The 19711-nt window shown below is 72.2% G+C and carries 25 protein-coding genes; 14 read left to right on the forward strand and 11 right to left on the reverse strand.

The window, feature by feature from the left end:
• Positions 1–15: 15 nt before the first annotated feature.
• Positions 16–207 (reverse strand): DUF397 domain-containing protein, encoded by a 192-nt coding sequence (locus ACN263_RS14520; RefSeq protein ID WP_422740333.1) that lies wholly within the window; start codon positions 205–207, stop codon positions 16–18.
• Complete coding sequence (locus tag ACN263_RS14525) at positions 198–968, reverse strand: Scr1 family TA system antitoxin-like transcriptional regulator (protein WP_422740334.1); 771 nt, start codon at positions 966–968, stop codon at positions 198–200. The genes ACN263_RS14520 and ACN263_RS14525 overlap by 10 nt, the downstream gene beginning before the upstream one ends.
• A 199-nt stretch (positions 969–1167) precedes the next feature.
• On the opposite strand from ACN263_RS14525, the gene ACN263_RS14530 reads away from it, so the two are divergent.
• Positions 1168–1431: a flavin reductase gene (locus ACN263_RS14530; RefSeq protein ID WP_422740335.1), complete on the forward strand. Its 264-nt coding sequence runs from the start codon at positions 1168–1170 to the stop codon at positions 1429–1431.
• Here the strand turns inward: ACN263_RS14530 and ACN263_RS14535 are convergent.
• From ACN263_RS14535 to ACN263_RS14545, 3 genes are read right to left on the reverse strand one after another with little or no spacing between them, the layout of a single operon-like run.
• The gene (locus tag ACN263_RS14535; RefSeq protein ID WP_422740336.1) at positions 1384–2019 is read right to left on the reverse strand and encodes a GNAT family N-acetyltransferase; all 636 of its coding nucleotides are present in this window, start codon (positions 2017–2019) and stop codon (positions 1384–1386) included. The two genes, ACN263_RS14530 and ACN263_RS14535, sit on opposite strands and share 48 nt — an antisense overlap.
• A 23-nt stretch (positions 2020–2042) precedes the next feature.
• Positions 2043–2549 (reverse strand): DUF664 domain-containing protein, encoded by a 507-nt coding sequence (locus ACN263_RS14540; protein WP_422740337.1) that lies wholly within the window; start codon positions 2547–2549, stop codon positions 2043–2045.
• Entirely contained in the window at positions 2546–3568 is a 1023-nt protein-coding gene (locus ACN263_RS14545) for an aldo/keto reductase (RefSeq protein ID WP_422740338.1), read from the reverse strand. Before ACN263_RS14545 ends, ACN263_RS14540 begins: the two co-directional genes overlap by 4 nt.
• 110 nt (positions 3569–3678) lie before the next feature.
• Here ACN263_RS14545 and ACN263_RS14550 point away from each other — a divergent pair, with 110 nt between their 5' ends.
• Entirely contained in the window at positions 3679–5232 is a 1554-nt protein-coding gene (locus ACN263_RS14550; RefSeq protein ID WP_422740339.1) for a glycosyltransferase family 39 protein, read from the forward strand.
• A 25-nt stretch (positions 5233–5257) separates the two neighbouring features.
• Here ACN263_RS14550 and ACN263_RS14555 read toward each other — a convergent pair whose 3' ends face one another.
• Positions 5258–5743 (reverse strand): RrF2 family transcriptional regulator, encoded by a 486-nt coding sequence (locus tag ACN263_RS14555; protein WP_422740340.1) that lies wholly within the window; start codon positions 5741–5743, stop codon positions 5258–5260.
• Between the two features lie 140 nt (positions 5744–5883).
• On the opposite strand from ACN263_RS14555, the gene ACN263_RS14560 reads away from it, so the two are divergent.
• Both ACN263_RS14560 and ACN263_RS14565 read left to right on the forward strand, forming a co-directional pair.
• Complete coding sequence (locus ACN263_RS14560) at positions 5884–6618, forward strand: SDR family oxidoreductase (RefSeq protein WP_422740341.1); 735 nt, start codon at positions 5884–5886, stop codon at positions 6616–6618.
• 71 nt (positions 6619–6689) lie between these two features.
• Positions 6690–7286: a nucleotidyltransferase family protein gene (locus ACN263_RS14565; protein WP_422740342.1), complete on the forward strand. Its 597-nt coding sequence runs from the start codon at positions 6690–6692 to the stop codon at positions 7284–7286.
• 65 nt (positions 7287–7351) lie between these two features.
• Here ACN263_RS14565 and ACN263_RS14570 read toward each other — a convergent pair whose 3' ends face one another.
• Positions 7352–7960: a TetR family transcriptional regulator gene (locus tag ACN263_RS14570; RefSeq protein ID WP_422740343.1), complete on the reverse strand. Its 609-nt coding sequence runs from the start codon at positions 7958–7960 to the stop codon at positions 7352–7354.
• A gap of 97 nt (positions 7961–8057) precedes the next feature.
• Here ACN263_RS14570 and ACN263_RS14575 point away from each other — a divergent pair, with 97 nt between their 5' ends.
• Positions 8058–9098, forward strand: a complete 1041-nt coding sequence (locus ACN263_RS14575) for an NAD(P)-dependent alcohol dehydrogenase (protein ID WP_422740344.1) — start codon at positions 8058–8060, stop codon at positions 9096–9098.
• Positions 9099–9111: 13 nt separating this feature from the next.
• On the opposite strand, the gene ACN263_RS14580 is transcribed toward ACN263_RS14575, so the two are convergent.
• Entirely contained in the window at positions 9112–9399 is a 288-nt protein-coding gene (locus tag ACN263_RS14580; RefSeq protein WP_422740345.1) for a hypothetical protein, read from the reverse strand.
• Between the two features lie 103 nt (positions 9400–9502).
• On the opposite strand from ACN263_RS14580, the gene ACN263_RS14585 reads away from it, so the two are divergent.
• The 7 genes from ACN263_RS14585 (at position 9503) to ACN263_RS14615 (ending at position 14308) form a co-directional block, all read left to right on the forward strand.
• Entirely contained in the window at positions 9503–9964 is a 462-nt protein-coding gene (locus tag ACN263_RS14585; RefSeq protein ID WP_422740346.1) for an HNH endonuclease, read from the forward strand.
• 73 nt (positions 9965–10037) lie between these two features.
• A complete protein-coding gene (locus ACN263_RS14590; protein WP_422740347.1) occupies positions 10038–10532 on the forward strand; it encodes a sigma-70 family RNA polymerase sigma factor in 495 nt (164 codons plus the stop codon).
• Positions 10529–11212: a hypothetical protein gene (locus ACN263_RS14595; RefSeq protein WP_422740348.1), complete on the forward strand. Its 684-nt coding sequence runs from the start codon at positions 10529–10531 to the stop codon at positions 11210–11212. The genes ACN263_RS14590 and ACN263_RS14595 overlap by 4 nt, the downstream gene beginning before the upstream one ends.
• Before the next feature lie 268 nt (positions 11213–11480).
• On the forward strand, positions 11481–11810 hold the full coding sequence (locus ACN263_RS14600) for an endonuclease VII domain-containing protein (RefSeq protein WP_422740349.1): 330 nt from the start codon (positions 11481–11483) through the stop codon (positions 11808–11810).
• Between the two features lie 256 nt (positions 11811–12066).
• Positions 12067–12852: an aminoglycoside phosphotransferase family protein gene (locus ACN263_RS14605; protein WP_422740350.1), complete on the forward strand. Its 786-nt coding sequence runs from the start codon at positions 12067–12069 to the stop codon at positions 12850–12852.
• A gap of 26 nt (positions 12853–12878) precedes the next feature.
• Positions 12879–13592: an AraC family transcriptional regulator gene (locus ACN263_RS14610; RefSeq protein WP_422740351.1), complete on the forward strand. Its 714-nt coding sequence runs from the start codon at positions 12879–12881 to the stop codon at positions 13590–13592.
• A 56-nt stretch (positions 13593–13648) separates the two neighbouring features.
• Positions 13649–14308, forward strand: coding sequence for a dihydrofolate reductase family protein (locus tag ACN263_RS14615; protein ID WP_422740352.1), 660 nt, complete (start codon positions 13649–13651; stop codon positions 14306–14308).
• A 5-nt stretch (positions 14309–14313) separates the two neighbouring features.
• Here the strand turns inward: ACN263_RS14615 and ACN263_RS14620 are convergent, their stop codons facing one another.
• Positions 14314–15738 (reverse strand): FAD-dependent monooxygenase, encoded by a 1425-nt coding sequence (locus ACN263_RS14620; RefSeq protein WP_422740711.1) that lies wholly within the window; start codon positions 15736–15738, stop codon positions 14314–14316.
• 295 nt (positions 15739–16033) lie between these two features.
• Here ACN263_RS14620 and ACN263_RS14625 point away from each other — a divergent pair, with 295 nt between their 5' ends.
• Positions 16034–16513: a hypothetical protein gene (locus tag ACN263_RS14625; RefSeq protein ID WP_422740353.1), complete on the forward strand. Its 480-nt coding sequence runs from the start codon at positions 16034–16036 to the stop codon at positions 16511–16513.
• Between the two features lie 11 nt (positions 16514–16524).
• Here ACN263_RS14625 and ACN263_RS14630 read toward each other — a convergent pair whose 3' ends face one another.
• Positions 16525–17511, reverse strand: coding sequence for a helix-turn-helix domain-containing protein (locus tag ACN263_RS14630; RefSeq protein WP_422740354.1), 987 nt, complete (start codon positions 17509–17511; stop codon positions 16525–16527).
• 65 nt (positions 17512–17576) lie between these two features.
• On the opposite strand from ACN263_RS14630, the gene ACN263_RS14635 reads away from it, so the two are divergent.
• Positions 17577–18143, forward strand: coding sequence for a maleylpyruvate isomerase N-terminal domain-containing protein (locus ACN263_RS14635; RefSeq protein WP_422740712.1), 567 nt, complete (start codon positions 17577–17579; stop codon positions 18141–18143).
• 208 nt (positions 18144–18351) lie between these two features.
• Here ACN263_RS14635 and ACN263_RS14640 read toward each other — a convergent pair whose 3' ends face one another.
• The gene (locus tag ACN263_RS14640) at positions 18352–19635 is read right to left on the reverse strand and encodes an MFS transporter (protein WP_422740355.1); all 1284 of its coding nucleotides are present in this window, start codon (positions 19633–19635) and stop codon (positions 18352–18354) included.
• Positions 19636–19711 lie beyond the last annotated feature (76 nt).

The raw sequence follows: 19711 nt of genomic DNA on the forward strand, positions 1-19711 counted from the left end.
CGCCGACGTGGACGGTCAGCCGGCGGCGCGGGCCATCGCCACGAAACCGCGCCAGGCGTCCGGGCCGAAGGCCAGCGTCGCGCCGTCACGGTCCTTCGAGTCGCGCACCAGCACCACGCCCGGAAGGTTGTCGGCGACCTCGACGCAGTCGCCGCCGTTGCCACCGCTTCTCGTGCTCGTGCGCCACCGCGCCCCGGTCATGTCCATGATCCCGCCGCTTCTCTGAGAAGGTCCAGGGAACGTCCCCGGGGCAGCGCCTCGCCGCGAATCCGCTCCCACCGCCGCTCCAGGCTAACAACCTCCGACGGCGCATCGAGGATCTGCGCCTGCGCGGCACTGTCGACGTGCCCGATGCGCGAGCCGTCCCGCAGGTCGGCGATGGTGAACGGGCCGTCGAGCCCGGGATAGCTGGGCGCGTCCGCCGGAACGATCTGAAGCTGGATCGTGTCCGTCTCGACGTAGCCGAGCAGGCGGGTGAGCTGCGCGGCCATCAACGCCCGGTCGTCGCCGACGCGGCGGCGCAGCACCCCCTCGTCGAGCAGGGCGATGAGCAGCGGTCCGTCGCCGTCCCGGTCGAGAATCGACTGTCGGTTCATCCGCGCCTCGGTGAACTCGTCCACCGCGTCCGCCGTGAGGACACCGCCGGCCAGGGTCGCCCGGGCGTACGCCTCGGTCTGGAGCAGCCCGGGCACCCACGCCAACTGGAACGACCGCAGCGTCACCGCCTCGCGTTCGATGTCGACCCACGGTCGGAACCACACCGGTTCGCGGCGACGCAGGGCGTCCGGCCACAACGCCTCGGCGTCGCGGGCCAACAGCTCGGCGACGGTCGCCCGATGACGACTCTGGGGAACGTGACCCGGGTTCGCCCACCGGGCGACGGTCTTCGGGTGCACACCGAGCCGGTCGGCGAGGCTCTCGGCCGTGTGACCCGCCTCGGCGAGCGCGGCGACAAAGGCGTGGTTCATACCGTTCCTTCCGGGGAGCAAAGGGGCTGTGCAAAAGAGAACACGTAACGCTGTGTGCTTGTCCAGCGACTCCCGGGAAAGTGGGGTATCAACGGCGCGGCCGGCAGGGACCCGAACCCGGCGGACGCGTTCGTGCGGGGGCCGCGTCCGGTAGCGGACGCGGCCCCCGCCTCCACCAGTCGAGCCGGAAGGACCGCCCATGCGACACACCGAAGGATCGGCCAGGAGGTCGACGCACTCCCCGTTGCGCCCGTCGTGGCGCTGCCCGGTCTGCGGCATCCTCTGGCCGTGCTCGGCCGCGAAGCTGCGTCTGCTCGGCCGGTACCGCGAGGACCGCCCGGGCCTGTTGACCCACCTGGCGGAGGTCCAGAAGGACGCCGAGGCGGATCTCGCCGCCCTCAACCCGGATGTGGCGCTACCCGACCTGACCCCGCGCTTCGTCGGCTGGGCGCAGCCCCGCTGATCGGACCGGCCCGTCGGTGCGCAGCCGCGCGTGCTGGTGCATGTCGTGCCAGCCGTCGGCGTGCCGCATCGACTGACGCGCCACCCCCTCCACGGCGAATCCGCCCCGGGTGGCGACCCGGCACGACGCCGCATTGGCGGTCGAGTGGTTCAACTCCAACCGGTGCAGGCCCGCCCGCGTGAAGCTCCACCGCGTCAGCGCCTCCAGCGCCTCAGTGGCGATCCCGCGACCGCGCGCGTCGGGCAGCAGCCAGTACGACACCTGCGCCGACCCCTCGGTCAGCAGCATCTCCCGCAACCCCGTCTGACCGACCGGCCGGTCGTCGGCCTCAACGATCGCCCAGCTCACGGCCGTCTCGGCCCGCCAGCGGCGGGCCCACTGTGCCGTCCACGCCCTGGCCTCGGCGTCGTCGTCGAGCCGGAGCACGTGCCACCGCTGGATCGACGGGCAACCGAACGCCGCGCGTACGGCCGGGGCATCGTCGTCGCGCCACGGCCGCAGCGCCATCCCGGGGCGTACCTCAAGACGGGGTTGTTCCTGGGCGGCGAGACTCCCGGGAGGCAGGGCGGGGGTGACGAGCAGCGGCATCGGCCCATTATCGGGCCCCAGCGTCACTCGCCGGTCGGGCCGCCCGCCAGTTCGGTGACCACGTCGAGGTGGCCGAGGTGACGGGCGTACTCCTGCACCAGGTGGAACAGCACCCGTTCCAGCGACGCCGGGTCCGCGCCGTCCCAGCGCGGGCCCGGCGCACCGATCTCGGCCAGGTCGTGCGCGGACACCACGGCGCTGGTGTGCGTGCCCTGCGCCCGCAGCGCCGCGATCAGTTCGTCGCGGGTCTCGTCCGGAGCGACGTACCAGCGGTCGTCCCGACGATCGCCCCACGGCTCGGCGACGTCCCGGCCTTCGAAGCCCCACTCGATCCAGCGCAACTCGACGTGGCGCAGGTGGGTGACCAGCTCCAACGGGGTCCATCCGGACGGCAGCCGGCTGCCGCGCAGCTCCGACTCGTCCAACGCCGACACCTTGGCCACCACCGATTCGCGGAAGTAGTCCAGGTACCGCAGGAAGACCTCGGTGCGGCCGCCGGCCGGCCCGGTGGGCTCGGGGAACGTCGTCACGGCAGGTCACGCCCGCGCTGCCGGACCCCGGCCCCGCCGTACGGGTAGTCGCCCACCGGGGGCGCGCTCGCCTCGTCCAGCAGCCGCATCTGCTCGTCGCTCAGGACGAGGTCGGCGGCGGTCAGGTTGTCGTCAAGCTGCTCGGTGGTACGCGCGCCGAGGATCACCGAGGTGACCGCCGGTCGGGCCGCCAGCCAGGCCAGCGACACCGCCGACATGGACGCGCCCAGGTCCTGTGCGACCTGGCCGACCGCGTCGAGCACCCGCCAGGTGCGCTCCTGCGCGTTGCGACCGGCGTACGCCTCGACGCCACGCTGCGGATTCTCCCCGAGCCGGGTCGCGCCGGTGGGCGTGGTGTCCCGCCGGTACTTGCCGGTCAGCCAGCCCCCGCCCAGCGGTGACCACGGCAGGATGCCGATGCCCTCGTTCTCGCAGACCGGCACCAGCTCGAACTCGATCTCCCGGGCCAGCAGGTTGTACTGCGGTTGCAGCGTCACGATCGGGGTGAGGTTGAGGTGCTGGGTGAGCAGGGCGGCCTTCTGCAACTGCCAGCCGGTGAAGTTGCTGACCCCGGCGTAGCGGATCTTGCCGGCGCGCACCGCGTCGTCGAAGAAGCGCAGCGTCTCGGGCAGCGGGGTCAGCGGGTCCCACGCGTGCGCCTGGTAGAGGTCGACGGCCTCGACACCGAGCCGCCGCAGGCTCGCGTCCAGGGCGCGGGTGAGGTGTACCCGGGACAGTCCGGCGTCGTTCGCCCCCGGGCCCATCGGGAAGCGGCCCTTGGTGGCGATGACGAGACGGTCCCGCACGTCGGGCCGGGCCCGCAGCCAGCGGCCGACGATCTCCTCGGAGATGCCCCGGGAGTAGACGTCGGCGGTGTCGAGGAAGGTGCCGCCGGCCTCGACGAACCGGTCGAGCTGCGCGAAGCTGCCCTCCTCGTCGGTCTCCGCGCCGAAGGTCATGGTGCCCAGACACAGGGTCGACACCACCGTGCCGGTGGCGCCCAGAGTGCGGTATCGCATGTCGTCCTCCCGGTCGATTCGCAAAACTGATCTTCGCACCTGCTCAGAGCACGTGCACCCGGAGGTCGTGCGGGCACCCACGCGGCGGCGTTCCGGGCGATGATGAACCGGTGAGCGAGCCCGCCACCGACATCGACCGACCGCGGACGCCGGTCCGGCCGTCCGCATCGACCGAGCTGCCGCAGCCCGGTCCGCGTACCTGGGGGCCGTGGCTGGTGGCCGCCGCCACCACGGTGACGCTGCTGCTGCTCGCCGGGCGGTACGGCTACCACCGTGACGAGCTGTACTTCCTGCTCTGCGGCCGGCACCTCGACTGGGGTTACGTCGACCAGGGTCCGCTGGTCCCGGCGCTGGCCCGACTGCTCGACGAGATCGCGCCCGGCAACCTGGTGGTGCTGCGTACGCCGTCGGCGCTGCTGGCCGGCGGCGCGGTCCTGCTGGTCGCCGCCATCGCCCGGGAGTTGGGCGGCGGCCGGGGCGGGCAGAGCTTCGCGGCGGTGCTGGCCGCGATCTCCGGCATCGTGCTCGCCAGCGGCCACCTGCTCAGCACCACGACCGTCGACCTGCTGGTCTGGGTCGCCGTGGCGTGGTGCGCGGTGCGGTTGCTGCGCACCGGTGACACCAGGTGGGCGCTCGTGCTGGGGCTGGTGCTCGGCGTGGGCATGCTCAACAAGCTGTTGCCGGCGCTGTTGGCCGTGGGCCTGCTCGCCGGGGTGCTCATCGCGGGGCCGCGTCGGCTGCTGCGCGACAGGTGGGTGCTCGCCGCCGCCGGGATCGCCCTGGTGCTGGCCGTGCCGAACCTGATCTGGCAGGCGGCGCACGGTTTCCCGCAGCTCGGCGTGGCCGCGTCCATCGCCGACGGGGACAGCTCCTACAGTGGCCGGCTCGACGCGTTCGCCCTCCAGTTCCTCATCATCAGCCCGTACGCCGTACCGATCTGGATCGCCGGTCTCGTCGCGCTGCTGCGCCGGCCGGCGTGGCGGCCGTACCGTGCGGTGGGTTGGGCCTGGGTCGTGGTGTTCGGCGTGGTCCTGGTGGCCGGCGGCAAGGGTTACTACGACGCTCCCCTGCTGTTGGTGCTCGCCGCGGCCGGCGCGGTGGTGACCGCCGCCTGGGCGTCGCGTGGCGCGGCGTGGCTGCGGCGCGGGGTGCTGGCGGTCGGCGCGGTGCCGTTCCTGCTGCCCAGCCTGGTGCTGCTGCTGCCGGTGCTGCCGGCCGACCGGCTGCCCGCCTTCGTGGTCGACGTCAACTACGACGCCGGGGAGACCATCGGCTGGCCGGCGTTCGCCGACTCGCTCGCCGCCGTCCACCGTGGCCTGCCGGAGTCGGACCGCGCGCGCACGGTCATCCTCACCGCCAACTACGGCGAGGCCGGGGCGGTCGCGCGCTACGGACCGGCCCGGGAGTTGCCCCCGGCGTACTCCGGTCACAACAGCATGGTCGACTTCGGTCGGCCGCCCGCCGACGCGGACGTGGTGCTCGCGGTCGGCTGGGAGCGCCCCGACGCGCTCAACGGTTGGTTCGCGCGGTGCGAGCTGGCCGGGCGGGTGGACCAACGTGTCGAGGTGGCCAACGACGAGAACGGCGGCCCGATCTACGTGTGCCGGGGGTTGCGGCGTCCGTGGGCCGAGATCTGGGACACCGAGGTACGCCGGACCGGGTGAGCTTCGCCGCGCCGGGTGGGCACGCTCAGCCGGTGGGGTCGCCGGTGAGCCAGGCACGGACGGTGGCCAGGGCCTCGGGGCCGGAGTCGACGTCCACGTCGCGGGCGAGGTCGGCGATCGAGATGCCGGCGAGGGCGTCGCGCCACGCCGTCTCGGCGGCCCACATGGCGCGGGCGATCGGGCACGCGCCGGTGCAGTCGGCGGGCGGGGTGGCCAGCGGGCCGCGCTGACGGATCTCGGTGCACACGAAGGCCGGGCCCGGCCCGTCGACGGCGTGCACCACGTCCAGCACGCTGATCGTCTGCGGCGCGCGGGTCAGCGCGTAGCCGCCGGACTTGCCCTGCACGGAGTGGATGAGCCCGGCGCGGGCCAGCGCCTGGAGTTGCTTGGCGAGGTAGCTGCCGGAGACGTCGTGCAGCTCCGCGAGCCGGGCGGCCGGGACGGGCCTGCTGCTGGTGGTGAGCACGACGCAGCAGTGCAACGCCCACTCGACCCCGCCGGACATCTTCATCGCCTCACCCTAGCCACCCCTGATACTCGGACCCTTCTTATCCGAGTATAGTTCTCGGACATAAGAGGTCCGAGTTTGGCGGCTCTGTTGAAAGTGCCGCCACGAACGGGACGAAATCCCACAGGGAAGGTGTAACGGACATGAAGATTGCTGTGCTGGGCGGAACGGGCCTGATCGGCTCCCAGGTCGTGAAGATCCTGCGTACGGCTGGGCACGACGCGGTCGGGCACTCGCAGTCCACCGGGGTCGACCTCCTCACCGGGCAGGGTCTGGCCGAGGCGCTCAAGGACGCCGAGGTCGTCGTCAACCTGACCAACTCGCCGACCTTCGACGACGCCTCCCCCGCCTTCTTCCAGACCACCATGGACAACCTCCTGGCCGCCGCCAAGCAGGCCGGCGTCGGGCACGCGGTGGTGCTGTCGATCGTCGGCGTCGACCAGGTGCCCGACCTGGCCTACTACCGCGCGAAGGTCCTCCAGGAGGACATCCTCAAGGCCAGCGGGGTGCCGTACTCCATCGTCCGCGCCACCCAGTTCTTCGAGTTCATCGACGCCGTCATCTCCTGGACCGCCGACGAGTCCGGCGTACGCCTGCCCAGCACCCCCGTACAGCCGATGGCCGCGGCCGACGTCGCCCAGGCCGTCGCCGACGTCAGCGTGGGCGCGCCGCTTCAGGGCGTCCGCAACGTCGCCGGCCCCGACGTGTTCGGACTCGACGACCTGGGCCGGATCACCCTCGCCGCCAAGGGCGACCAGCGGACCGTCACCACCGACGACACCGCCGGCATGTTCGCGGCAGTCCCCGGTGACGTGCTCATCGGCAAGGAGGACGCCGTCCTCGCCCCCACCTCCTACCGGGAGTGGCTGGCCCGCTGACGCGGCTTTACTGGTGTGCTGACCTGCGGCTCGGCACACCGGGATGCGGGCGTCCGGACTAGGCTCTGGCCATGGTCACGGCTGGTCTGCTCCTGGCGGCCGGCGCGGGTCACCGGCTCGGCCACCCCAAGGCCCTGCTGCCGTACCGGGGTCGCCTCCTCGTGGAGCACGCCGCCGACATCCTCACCGCCGCCGGTTGCCGGCCGGTGCTGGTGGTGCTCGGCGCGCGGGCCGACGAGGTCCGCGCCCGCACCCGGCTACCCGGCGTGCTGGTCAACGACGACTGGGCGACGGGCATGGGCTCGTCGCTGCGGGCCGGGCTGGACGCCCTGACGTCCAGCCCGGCCGCCGCCGTCGTGGTCACCCTGGTCGACCAGCCCGACCTGACCCCCGAGGCGGTACGCCGCGTCGCCCGCGACGCCACCACCGGCGCCCTCACCGTGGCGACCTATGCGGACGGCCGGCGCGGACATCCGGTGCTCCTCGGGCGCGACCACTGGCCCGGCGTCGCCGAGGCGGCCACCGGCGACCGGGGCGCACGCGACTACCTACGCGCCCAGGGCCCGGCCGTACGGCTGGTCCCCTGCGACGACGTCGCCGACGACACCGACGTGGACCTGCCCGACCAGGCGTCCCACCTGCCCGGGCGGTTCTCGCCGCGCGGATAGCGACAGCCGTCCGCAGCCCGCGCCTACGACGCTTCAGCATCCACGACCCCGGGGGCGCTGGCAGCTCAGGACGGAGGCGCGGCGCTGGCGTCGGGGGTGATGGCCCGGCGGACGCAGTCGCGCAGCAGGGCGCGACGCCGATCGTGCACGTCGTCGGGCTCGGTGTGGGTCGCCGCATACACGTTGCTAACCGGCGACCAGGCCATGGACATGGCGATGACCATGGCCATGAGGTCGAACGGGTCGCCGGCCCGGATCCGCCCGGCGGCCTGCGCCTTGGCGATGGCGGTGAGCTTACGATCGTCGTAGTGCTGGTGCGTCTCGACGAGGTGCCCAGCCGGCCGGCGCTCCAGCCGCGTCCAGGTGGCCAGCCGGATCAGGTCGGGGCGCCGCAGGTACTCGTCGTAGAGGCGTACGGCCCAGTCGGCGAGGTCGTCGGCGTCGATGGGCACCACGTTGGTGATGCGTTCCAGCGAGCCGAGGAAGATGGCGTCGAAGAGTCGTTCCTTGTCGCCGAAGTAGGCGTACAGCTGCGCCTTGTTGGTGCGCGCGGCCGCGACGACGCGGTCGATGCGTGCCCCGGCGATGCCGTGCTGGGCGAATTCCTCGGTCGCGGCGTCCAGGATGCGCTGGTACGTGGCGGCACCCCGCGAGGTCTGCGGCTGTTCCGGCATGCCGCCACCCTAGCAAAACAGAACGGTTGGTTTGCCGTGCGCGCGGAGAGCGGCTACCGTTCGGCAGACCGAACAGTCTGTTTAAGGGGATGGAACCATGCGGACGACCACCGGATGGCGGGCGACCGGCCCGATGACGTTGGGGCGCACGGTGCTCCAGCGCCGCGACCTGCGCGCCGACGACCTCGCGGTACGCGTGGACTACTGCGGCGTGTGCCACACCGACCTGCACGCCCTGCGCCACCACGACCCGAAGGCGCCGGCGCCCCTCGTACCCGGCCACGAGTTCACCGGTGTCGTCACCGCGACCGGCCCCGAGGTGACCGCCTTCACCGTCGGCGACCGCGTCGCGGTGGGCAACATCGTCGATTCCTGCGGAACCTGCGCGATGTGCCGGGCCGGTCAGGAGAACTTCTGCCACACGTTCCCAACCCTCACCTACGGGGGCGCCGACCGGCACGACGGATCGACCACCCTGGGCGGCTACTCCCGCGAGTACGTCGTCCGCGACGCCTTCGCCTACCCCCTCCCCACCGGCCTCGACCCGGCGGCGGCCGCCCCCCTGATGTGCGCCGGCATTACGGTCTGGGAACCGCTGCGCTCCCTCGCCGTAGGGCCCGGCAGCCGCGTCGCCGTGGCCGGGCTCGGCGGCCTGGGTCACCTCGCGGTCAAGATGGCCATGGCGCTCGGCGCCACCACGACAGTGATCAGCCGGACCACGGACAAGCGCGACGACGCCCGCCGCCTGGGCGCGCACGACTTCCTCGACTCGACCAACACCGACCAGATGGCCGCGGCGCGCGACACCTTCGACGTCGTCCTCGACACCATCTCCGCGCCGCACGACCTCGCCCCGTACCTCAAGCTGGTGGCGATGGACGGCACCCTCAGCCTTGTCGGCTACCTCGGCGCGGTGACCATCGAAGCAATGGACCTGCTCGTCGGCCGCAAGAAGCTCAGCTCCGCCGGCAGCGGGGGCCGGCCCGCCACGGCGCGGATGCTCCAGTTTTGCGCCGAGCACGGCATCACCGCCGACGTTGAGGTGCTCCCGTCCGCCCAGGTGGACACGGCACTGGAACGCCTGGGGCGCAACGACGTCCGCTACCGCTTCGTCCTCGACCTGTCCGATCTGGATTGACCGGGGCCACAGGTCACTCGCCGCCGGTGGACCCGCCGGACTCGCTCCGGCGCCCGGCCTGCCACACGGCATGACCCTTCATCAGGTATCCCGTCCAGTAGACCGCGAACAAAATGAGGAAGCAGGTGAAGAACACCGCCGAAACGACGATCGCGATGATGAGGGCCTCCGGCCCGTCGCCCAGTCCGTGCGCGCCGAAACCGACAAGGCCGAGGACGAAGAAGATGAGCATGTAGGTGGGCAGCGTCGAGCTGTCGGCAGGGTGCGCGGTGCTCAACGGCTGCCGTTCCTTGTCGATCATGCGATCAGTATCAAGCAGACTGGTCGATGGGCGCCAGGATGGTCGTCGACGGCCACGTAGTCCGCCGCCGAAACGGTCGGATGCGGTTCGTACGCTGCGCTCCATGCTCTCCGGCGTCCACGGGCTATCCCGTCACTTCACCCCCGACAGCCTGCGGGAGTACCTGCTCGCCCGCTCCACACGCGTCGACACCGGTTGCCTCATCGTCACCGGCTACGGCTCGAAGCGTGGGGTCCACCAGAAGGTCGCCGGACGGGCGTGGGCGCACATCGCCGCGTACGCCGTACTCGTCGGGAACTACGACCCCGACCTCGAGGTGGACCACACCTGCGGCGTCCCCGACTGCATCGAACCCACCCACCTGCGTCAGGTGACGCACGCGGAGAACTGCCGCTCCCGTGAACGCCAACCGCGCTGCCGCAACGGTCACGACCGGGAGATCGACCCGGCGACCGGCACGTACCGTCGGGTCTGCCGCGCCTGCAACCGCGACGCGCAGCGCCGGTGGCGCGAGCGTCAGGCCGCCGAGGTGGCCGAGGCCCGGCAGGCGTACGGGCACAGCTAGCACCGCCGCGCGGATGCAGCGTGGGGCGGCGGCCGGTGCGTCTTCTCAGTGAGGAGCACTGACGGGAGCGGGCGTGTCGTTCGAGGATTTCGTGGCGGGGTACGGCCGGTCGCTGGTGCGCCTGGCGTTCGTCCTGAGCGGCGACCGGCAGCTGGCGGAGGATCTCGCCCAGACCGTGCTGGCCGACACGTACCGGCACTGGAAGCGGGTGCGCACGGCGGCGGACCCCGAGGCGTACGTGCGCCGCATGCTGGTGAACGCGCACCTGAGCTGGCGTCGCCGACGCTGGACGACGGAGCGGCCCGCCGACCTGCGCCAGGAGACCGGTGCCACGGTCGCCGACCCGGCCGACGGGGTCGCCGCCCGGGACCAGATGCGGGTGTTGTTGAGCAGGCTCGCCCCGCGCGCCCGCACCGTGCTCGTCCTGCGGTATTACGCCGACCTGGACGACGCGGCGATCGCCGCCGCCATGGGGGTCACCGAGAGCTCGGTGCGGGCCACCGCCTCGCGTGCCCTGGCGAGCCTGCGCGGGCCCGTGGCCGTCGACGCACAGAGGGAGACCCGATGAACCTGTCGACCGAGCGCGAGCTGCGTGAGCTGTTCGCCGCCGACGCCGCCGACGCTCCCGACGAGTTGGCCGTGGCCGCCGCGGCGGTGCGCCAGGTCCACCGCCGGCGCCGGACCCTGACCGTGGCGGCGGCCACCACCGCGGTGATCGTCGCAGCGCTCGGGTACGGCGTCCACCGGCCGGCCGCGACGCCGCACGCGGAGCCGCCGGCCACACCTGTCATGTCGGGGCCGGCGGCCGACCTGCCGGCCGGGGTCAAGCCCGGCGATCCGCTCGCCGTCGGCGCGGCGCAGTGCGTCAAGGCTTATTCACCCCGCACGCTCGCCGAGCAGGGCTTCGCGTTCGACGGCACGGTGACCGGCATCGGACCGGCACGAACCGAACGCGGCAACCAGCCGCCGGTGGACCTGCGAGCGGTGACCTTCCAGGTGCACACCTGGTTCAGGGGCGGCTCCGCGGGCACCGCCGTGGTGGACATGTGGCCGCCGACCGCAGGGACCGGAACGGGCGATGCCACCGCCGAGCACGCCCCGGCCTACCAGGTCGGCACCCGACTGCTGGTGTCCGGCACGCCCCGCTGGGGTGGCGCGCCACTCGCCGACCCGATCGCGTGGGGCTGCGGTTTCACCCGGTACTACAGCCCCTTGTTCGCAGCCGAGTGGGCCACCGCGACGAAGTGAGCGGCCCCTCGTCCACGGCGAACTGAACTACGTACGCCGCTCGTAGGCTCAGCCCGACGCGATTCAGGGCCGGGGCCGCCCCCAATAATCGGTATTCTCGGGAGTCGTGGACGAGTCCAGGAGGTGCGGGCGGTGCAGGCAACCTCGGCCGCCGGAGTCCTTCCTCGGTGCGACCGGTCGTACCTTGCTCTCTTGCCAGCAATGCCGCGAATACACCCGCCGCATCAATCAGGCCAGTAGAGACGCCCGCCCAGGCTCCAATCGCGCGATGAATCTCTGGTCCAAGTACCGGATCACCGAGGCTTACTACGACGAACTCAGGTCACGGCAGGGGTACCGCTGCGCCATCTGCGGAGTGCATGAGGATGAGATACCAGTCATTCCGGTGGGTCGGCCCCGCAACGATGGCATGCCTTCGGCGCAGGCCTTCCGCTTAGTGGTAGATCACTGCCACAGCACCAACGCCATCCGTGGCCTTCTGTGCAACGGGTGCAACGCGGCGCTTGGGCACTTCCGGGACAACGTGGAGGCGTTGCGCCGCGCTATCGACTATCTGCGTTCCGAGCCACTCACCGTGCCGCCTCGAGCTGGCTCGTGAGCCCTCGCACCGGCGTCTAGGACGGTAACGATCCGAGCACCGCCAATGCAGTACCTCACCCCCGCGGCATGAGGCGTCCTACACCAAACTGAGTACTTACGCACACGAACTGTCATTATGATGTGCGCGCATTATGTCCCGTTTGTGGGCATGGATTAACGGATTATCGTTACCGGCAATCCGTTAATCCATGCCCACAGCCGAGGTGCTGGAACGCGGTGGCACCGCCACCCCGCTCTCGTTCAGGATGACCGGCATGAGCGACCCTGACGCGAGTCCCGTCAACGGGCGGGAGGAGACGTTGCACGGGGGCAACATGGGTGGCGCGATACGTGTCGGTGCCACTGTGCGACGAGAGGCCGCCGCCTGGAGCCCCACGATCCAACGCCTGCTGGGCCATCTTCGTGACAGCGGCCTCACCTGGGCGCCGCAGCCGCTGGGAACCGACGAGCACGGGCGCGACACCGTGTCGTACCTGCCGGGAATCGTGCCTCAGTACCCGCTACCCGACTGGGTGTGGAGCCAGGAGGTTCTGACCGACGCGGCTGTGCACCTCGCGCAACTCCACCGGGTGAGCGCGAGCTTCGACACCGACCGTGAGGTGTGGCAGTCCCCGGTGCGGCAGCCGGCCGAGGTCATCTGTCACAACGACTTCGCGCCGTACAACATGGTCTTCACCGACCGACGCCTCACCGGGGTCATCGACTGGGACACCGCCTCGCCCGGTCCGCGGGCGTGGGACCTGGCGTATCTCGCCTACCGGCTGGTGCCGCTCGCGGATCCGGCCAACGGGGACGCTCTCGGCAGCCGCCTGGGCGAGCGGGCACGTCGCCTGCGCATCCTCTGCGACGCGTACGGCTCGGAGCTGCGACCCACGCACATCCTCCAGGTCGCCGTCGATCGACTGTACGACCTCGCCGCCGTCACCGAGGCTCGGGCCGATCGCGGACAGGAGAGCATCCGCGGTCACGTCGTGCTCTACCGACGCGACGCGATCTGGATCACCGCGCACGCCGATGACCTGGGCCGGGACATAGCCTGAATCAGCTACGAGGACACGGAGGCGTCATGGCGTTGCGGTTCGAGCATCGTGCGACCGATGCCGACGCGGGCATCGTCGACCGGGTGTGGCGCACCTCCAGTGACGCCGAGAAGACGATGACGTCCGTGGCGCGTACGTGTTGCCACCTGATCGTCACGCGGACGCCCGGACAACTTCTCGTCACCCTGCGCGGGCCCGAGACCCGGGCGACCACGGCGCCGGTTCCGCCGGACGCCGAGTTCCTCGGCATCCGGCTCACCCTCGGCGCGGTCCTCCGCCCGCACCCCGCGACCTCGATCGTCGACAGCGACGTGTCCTTCCCGGTGACGCGCTCGGGTCGGGTCATCATCGGCGGTGCGGACTGGGAGACGCCCACGTACGAGAACGTCGAGCAGTTCGTCCGGCGGCTGCGCGACGCGGGGCTGGTGGTGCCGTCACGCCTGGCGGGTCCGGAGCCCGACCGTCACCTGTCCACCCGCACCCGCGAACGGCACCACCGGGCCGTCACCGGGCTGACGCAGACCGCGGTGACCCAGATCGACCGCGCGAACGCCGCGGCCACCATGCTGCGCGACGGCCTCGACTGGCGCGCGGTCGTCGACACGCTGGGCTACTTCGACCAGGCGCACCTGGCGCACGCGCTGCGGCGCTTCGTCGGACACACCGCGCGAGGGCTGGGCACGGGCGACGATCCGACGATGTCGTTCCTGTACAAGACCGACCCGCGACCCGGCAGTTAACCTCCGTCGGCCGGCCGCCGGAAGCGGCCGGCCCGATCCGCCAACGGAGGAGAACCGTGCTGCTCAGCGTCAATGTCTTCGTGAGCCTCGACGGCGTCATGCAGGGACCGGGCGCCCCGGACGAGGACCGTTCGAACGGCTTCGACCGGGGCGGCTGGCTCGTTCCGCACATGTCCGCGCACACCAACGCGGTCGTCGAGGACTGGTTCCGGGCGGCCGACGCCTTCCTCTTCGGCCGCACGAGCTACGGCCTGCTCGGCGGGTACTGGCCGAAGGTCACCGCCCCCGACGACCTGATCGCCACCAAGCTGAACACCCTGCCGAAGTACGTCGTCAGCCAGACCCTGACCGACGACGACGCCGACTGGAACCCGACGACGGTGTTGCGCACCGGCGTCGTCGACGCGGTGCGCCGGCTCAAGGAACGCCCGGGCGGCGAACTTCAGGTACACGGCAGTTGGCGGCTCGTCCAGACGCTGCACGGGGCCGGACTCGTCGACCTCTACCGGCTGTTGCAGTACCCGGTCGTCGTCGGCGGCGGGAAGCGGCTGTTCCCGGACGGGTCGACGCCCGCCACGTTCGCGGCGTCCGAGGACAACGTCCGCGTGCTGCCCGGCGGCGTCGTCTCACTGGCGCTGACCCCCACGGCCCTGGGTGACCTCTCGACGGGCGCGTACACGGTGGACGAGGGTCGCTCGGTGCCGGTCCTCGACTGACGGCGTCACGCGGCGGGCCCGCCGAACCAGCGTGCCAGTTGGTCGTCAAGGCCCAGCTGGTCGTCGCCGATCCAGCCGACGTGACCGTCGGGACGCACCAGGACACCTGGAACGTCCAGGTCCGCGTCCGGATCCACGAGCTGATCGACCCGGTCCGACCAGCCACCGACGGTCAGCCGACCGGTGCGGTCCAGCAGCAGGCCCCGGCCACGGCGCAGGAGCGCGTAGAGGTTGCCGTGTCGCAGGCCGACGTCGGGCAGCCGGCGACCGAGCAGGTCCGGGCCCTCGCCCAGGTCGTAGCGGATGCCGACCCCGGTGATCTTCTCCAGGAGGTGACGGTTCACCTCGGCGAAGTCCATCAACTCGGTCAGCAGCCGACGGACGGCCCGGGCGCCCGGTTCGTCGGTGAGCAGTTCCGTCTGGGCGCGGGTGTTGTCCAGCACGTCCTCGGCGACCGGACGACGTTCGGCCTGGTAGGTGTCCAGCAGGGTCTCCGGGGCCCAGCCCCGCACCTGCCCGGCCAGTTTCCAGCCCAGGTTGACCGCGTCCTGGACGCCCAGGTTCAGGCCCTGGCCACCGATCGGCGGGTGGATGTGGGCGGCGTCGCCGGCCAGCAGGACCCGACCCACCCGGTACCGCTCGGCGAGCCGGGTGGCGTCACCGAAGCGGGACATCCAGCGCGGCGAGTGCACGCCGAAGTCGGTTCCGGCGACGACTCGGAGCTGTTGGGCGAAGTCCTCGATGGTGGGTGGTGTCGCGCGGTCGCTGACGCCGGCCGCCGGTACGACGACGCTGTAGACGCCGGGCCCGGCGGGACGGAGCCAGAATCGGTGCCGGACCCCGCCGGTCGCGGCCACGGTGGCGGCGACCTCCTCCGCGGGGACTCCCACCTCCATCTCGCCCATCAGTGTCTCGTTCCGCGTGGCCTCGCCGGGGAAGCCGACGCCGAGGAGCTTGCGGACCGTGCTGCGTCCGCCGTCGCAGCCGACGAGGTACCGCGCGCCCAGCCGTTCGCCGTCGGACAACTCGACGGTGACGCCGTGGTCGTCCTGGGTGAGGCCGGTGACCGTCCGGCCGCGCCGGATCTGCGCGCCCAGGGCGGTCGCGTGTTCCGCGAGCAGACGTTCGATGACCGGCTGCGGGATGCCCAGCAGGTAGGCGTACGGGGAGTCCAGCCCGGGCGGTGCGGGTTTGTCGATGGCCGCGAAGAAGCCGGCGGCCGGGCGTCGCCGGCCGTGCGCCAGCATGCGGTCCAGCAGTCCACGCATCGCCAGCACCTCGAGGCTGCGGATGTGCAGACCGACGATGCGGACGGACGACGGCGGCTCGGTCTCCTTCTCCAGGACGAGGACTCGCACGTCGTGCAGGCGTAGTTCGGCGGCCAGCATGGCGCCGGTCGGCCCGCAGCCGACGATGATCACGTCGAACAGGTGCGGCGGGCGATCGGCGTCGGGGCTCGGCGAGGAGAAGTGATCGAGGGAAACGGAGGACACAGGAAACGGCCTTTCGGGAGTGCCTTGGTGGAAGGCGCTCCCGGCGACGCCTGCGTCAGTCGCCCAGCCGTGACGGTAGGGGGAGCACCCACATCGAACCAGCGTTCATGGGTCTCACCTCCTCGGGCCGTGTCGCGGTCGACTGCAACCTACAAGTCCGGGCAGTGTCGCGTCCAGTTCATTGTGCCCGCGGTTTGACCCTCGACCTGATCGAGGCCGGAGCATCGGCGACATGACCGACCAGATGGCCCCCGACCCGACCCTGACCCGCATCGTCGAGGCGGTGCGACTCGGCCACACCGGCCGCGCCGCCGAGGCCCGCGAGCAGCTCACCGCGCTGTGGGAAGAGATCGGCCCGAGCGGAGACGCTCTGCACCGCTGCACCCTGGCCCACCACCTCGCCGACCTTCAGGACACCCCGGACGCGGAGCTGCGCTGGGACGAACGCGCCCTGGCGGCGGTGTCCGAGGTGACCGACGAACGCGCCCGACGGCACCTGCCCTCGCTCGAGGTCCGGGCGCTCCTGCCGTCGCTGTACCTCAACCTCGCCGACTGTCACCGGCGACTGGGCAATCCCGGACCGGCCCGGGAGCACCTCGGCCGGGCCCGGGAGCACCTGGCCCGGCTGCCGGACGACCCGTACGGCGAGATGATCCGGGCCGCCGTACGGGATTTCAACGCGGACGACCCGACCGACCACCGACGGCGGTAGCGGCCGCCGGCTCACCGCTCCGGCGGCGGGTGCGCCGCCCGGTACGCCTGCGGCGAATGCCCGTACCGGGCCCGGAAAACGCGGCTGAAGTGGGCCTTGTCCGGGAAACCCCACCGGGCGGCGATGAGGTGGACCGGCTGGTGCGCCTGCAACGGATTGGTCAGGTCCCGCCGGCACCGCTCCAGCCGCTTGGCCCGGATGAACTCGGCAGGTGTCGTCTCCTCGCCCTCGAACAGGCGGTGCAGGGTGCGCAGCGAGATGTGGTGGGCGGCGGCGACGCTACGGGGGTTGAGTTCGGCGCTGCCCAGGTGGCGGTCGATGAAGTCGACGACCCGGGCACGCAGCGCGGTGTGTCGGGCCTCCGGCGACAGCACGCCCTCGATGTCGAGGTGCTGGGCGAGCGTGGCGGCGAGCAGGTCCAGTGCCATGCCGCCCAGCATCTCGGCCTGGTTCGGCTCGTACTGCTCCGGGTGCGCGGCAATGCTGCGCAGGTGGTGGGCCAGGAGCCCGGCGACGCCGACGCGGGACGACATCGGCGTGGCCAGCAGACGGCGCAGCCGGTCCGGCGGCAACGGCAGCGCCGCGTACGGGATCTGCACGGTGATCGTCGTGGCCAGGTCGGGACCGTCCGCCCGGTGCCGGGCGATGTGTGGACGCCCGGTGTCCAACAGGGTGAAGTGGCTGGCGGCGACGAGCGTGGTTTCGGTGCGGTCCTGGACCAGGGTGCTGAGACCTGTCAGGGGCAGCGTGAGCTGGTAGATGTCCGCCTCGGCTCGGCGGACCAGGCCCGCGGGCCGGGTGGCGTGCAACGAGGGGTACCGCAGCGAGGCCAACCGGATCCGGCCGAGGTCGATCGTCTGGACGTACGCGACGAAGTCGTCCAACCGGGCGCTGGTGATGTGCACCGGCGCGGTCTCCTGGGCCACCAGGGCGTACCAGAAGTCGAATCGGTCCGCCGGCGGCAGTACGGTCGTGTCCACCACCAGGTTGGGCAACATGGTGTCCGCCTCTCCCCCGATCGCGAGGATGGATTCTTGCACGCATCGACGTACCTGTGTCCGTGGTGACCGGCGCCGACGTGCGGGCGGCGGCCGACGAGATGAGCCGGGTGCTACGCCCGCACAACGACCGCGACTGGTCGGTGCCGGCCGGCACGCTGACGTGGAGTTGCTGGACGACCGCCGCGCACGTCGCGCACGACCTGCTCGCGTACGCCGGTCAGGTCACCGGCCTGCCGCCGGACGGCTACCTGCCGTACGACCTGCGGGTCTCCCCCACGGCGAGCCCGGCGCGGGTGCTCGACGTGGTGCGTGCCTGCGCCGGGCTGCTCGCGGTCGCCGTCGAGGCCGCCGAACCGACCGCGCGGGCCTGGCACTGGGGCCCGTGCGACCCGGCCGGGTTCGCCGCGATGGGCGTGGCCGAGACGGTGCTGCACACCCACGACATCACCCTCGGCCTCGGTGTGCCGTGGCGGCCGCCGCAGCACCTGAGTGCGCTGGTGCTGGGGCGTCTCTTCCCGGACGCCCCGGCCGGCGACCCGCCCGACGTCCTGCTCTGGATGACCGGCCGGGGTGAGCTGCCGGGCCGGGCGCGGCGGACGTCCTGGCGGTGGTACGCCGCGCGGGACTGACCGCGCGCCCGGATCGGGCGGGTGGTGCGCCGGCCGAGGGACCACGACCGGCGCACCACCCGCGCCTGCTCTGCAGAACGCCGTCGGCGCCCGTAGGGATGCCGGCGGCGTTCAGGTCACGTCAGGTCCAGCTGATGCCACGCTCGCGAACGCCACGCATGCGCTTCTCCTTCCCCCCTCAGGGCGACCCCGTGCCCGCCCGATGACCTCAGCGTCGATCCCCGCCCACCTCGGCGGTAGGGCTTTCGGCGTTCGGAATCGTTCGACCTTGTACGACCCGGTCCCCGAACGGCGTCGACCGGGCGGCGCGCCGCCACAGTGGACCGAGGGCGAGCACGGCCACCGCCCCCGCCAGCCCGCTGAACCCGACCACGGTGGTGGCCGGCCACCGGTCGGCGGCCAGACCCGCCAGCACCATCGCCGCGCCCTGCAGGCCACTCAGCCCGGTGACGGCGACCCCGAACGCGCGTCCCCGGTACACCGCCGGCACCGCCCGGCCGAACAACGCGTTCAGCGGAACGGCGAAGGCGCTGGCGGCCCCGGCCAGGCCCAACAGCAGGAGCAGCACCCACAGCGGCGGCACGAGCCACGCCGCCGTCAGCACACCGGCGGAGAGCGCGGCCAGGGGCAGGATCAGCCGCGGGCGGGCCGCCGGTGGGCAGAACCGGGTGAGGGCGACCCCACCGAGCGCCATGCCCGTCGGCGCGGCGGCCAGCAACAGACCCATGGTGGCCGCGTTTCCGTCGTACTGTCGGGCCAGCGGCGCCATCAGCCCTTCGGCGGCGTAGGTGAACGCGCTTGCCGTCCAGAGGACGAGCAGGTACGCGCGCAGCCGGGGGTCGGCGACGAGCACCCGCAGGCCGACCGCGCGACCGGCGCGGACCCGGCCCAGCGGCGCCCGGGGTGTCGGGCGGGCCCGGACGCCGCGCGCGATCAGCACGGCGGAGACGAGGAACGTGCCGGCGTCCACCAGCAGCGCGCCGCGCAGCGACAGCAGCGCCACCAGGCTCCCGCCGACGGCGAAGCCGACCACCTGCACGACCTGGGCGCAGATGTTGTCCACACCGTTGGCCACCGCATACCGGTCGCCGTGGAGCACGTCGGGCAGCAACGCCGCCCGGGCGGCCACGAAGGGCGGCCGCAGCAGGTTGACCGCGAAGAGCAGCGCCACCAGGGCCGGCGCGGGGACGGCCGGCAGCGCCGCGAGGGGGACGAGGGCCGCGCGGGCGAGGTCACACACGATCAGGACGCGCCGCCGGGGATACCGGTCGGCCAGGCCGGACAGCAGCGGACCGCCGACGAGCCACGCCAGGTAGGAGCTGGCGTACGCGGCGGCCGCCAGCGCCGCCGAGCCGGTGGAGCGGTAGACGAGGTACGCCACGGTGACGGCGGTGAGCTGGTCGCCCGCCAGGGACAGCAGGTACGCGACGAACAGGTGCCGGTACTCGCGCACCGCGAACACCTCGGCGTACGTCGCGGCGCGCTCGCTCACGTCGCCCCCGTATCCCGTGCCTGCCGTCAGGTCGTCCGGTGCCGACCGTAGCGGCGCAGCCGGGCCCGGAGACGGA

The organism is Micromonospora sp. WMMD729 (assembly GCF_049315225.1).
Classification (GTDB): domain Bacteria; phylum Actinomycetota; class Actinomycetes; order Mycobacteriales; family Micromonosporaceae; genus Micromonospora.

Excerpts from the sequence above, each read along its gene's own strand:
- ACN263_RS14520 (WP_422740333.1), bottom strand. The coding sequence starts at position 207 with ATGGACATGACCGGGGCGCGGTGGCGCACGAGCACGAGAAGCGGTGGC.
- ACN263_RS14525 (WP_422740334.1), bottom strand. The coding sequence starts at position 968 with ATGAACCACGCCTTTGTCGCCGCGCTCGCCGAGGCGGGTCACACGGCC.
- ACN263_RS14530 (WP_422740335.1), top strand. The coding sequence starts at position 1,168 with ATGCGACACACCGAAGGATCGGCCAGGAGGTCGACGCACTCCCCGTTG.
- ACN263_RS14535 (WP_422740336.1), bottom strand. The coding sequence starts at position 2,019 with ATGCCGCTGCTCGTCACCCCCGCCCTGCCTCCCGGGAGTCTCGCCGCC.
- ACN263_RS14545 (WP_422740338.1), bottom strand. The coding sequence starts at position 3,568 with ATGCGATACCGCACTCTGGGCGCCACCGGCACGGTGGTGTCGACCCTG.
- ACN263_RS14555 (WP_422740340.1), bottom strand. The coding sequence starts at position 5,743 with ATGAAGATGTCCGGCGGGGTCGAGTGGGCGTTGCACTGCTGCGTCGTG.
- ACN263_RS14560 (WP_422740341.1), top strand. The coding sequence starts at position 5,884 with ATGAAGATTGCTGTGCTGGGCGGAACGGGCCTGATCGGCTCCCAGGTC.
- ACN263_RS14565 (WP_422740342.1), top strand. The coding sequence starts at position 6,690 with ATGGTCACGGCTGGTCTGCTCCTGGCGGCCGGCGCGGGTCACCGGCTC.
- ACN263_RS14570 (WP_422740343.1), bottom strand. The coding sequence starts at position 7,960 with ATGCCGGAACAGCCGCAGACCTCGCGGGGTGCCGCCACGTACCAGCGC.
- ACN263_RS14575 (WP_422740344.1), top strand. The coding sequence starts at position 8,058 with ATGCGGACGACCACCGGATGGCGGGCGACCGGCCCGATGACGTTGGGG.
- ACN263_RS14580 (WP_422740345.1), bottom strand. The coding sequence starts at position 9,399 with ATGATCGACAAGGAACGGCAGCCGTTGAGCACCGCGCACCCTGCCGAC.
- ACN263_RS14585 (WP_422740346.1), top strand. The coding sequence starts at position 9,503 with ATGCTCTCCGGCGTCCACGGGCTATCCCGTCACTTCACCCCCGACAGC.
- ACN263_RS14595 (WP_422740348.1), top strand. The coding sequence starts at position 10,529 with ATGAACCTGTCGACCGAGCGCGAGCTGCGTGAGCTGTTCGCCGCCGAC.
- ACN263_RS14600 (WP_422740349.1), top strand. The coding sequence starts at position 11,481 with ATGAATCTCTGGTCCAAGTACCGGATCACCGAGGCTTACTACGACGAA.
- ACN263_RS14605 (WP_422740350.1), top strand. The coding sequence starts at position 12,067 with ATGAGCGACCCTGACGCGAGTCCCGTCAACGGGCGGGAGGAGACGTTG.
- ACN263_RS14610 (WP_422740351.1), top strand. The coding sequence starts at position 12,879 with ATGGCGTTGCGGTTCGAGCATCGTGCGACCGATGCCGACGCGGGCATC.
- ACN263_RS14625 (WP_422740353.1), top strand. The coding sequence starts at position 16,034 with ATGACCGACCAGATGGCCCCCGACCCGACCCTGACCCGCATCGTCGAG.
- ACN263_RS14630 (WP_422740354.1), bottom strand. The coding sequence starts at position 17,511 with ATGTTGCCCAACCTGGTGGTGGACACGACCGTACTGCCGCCGGCGGAC.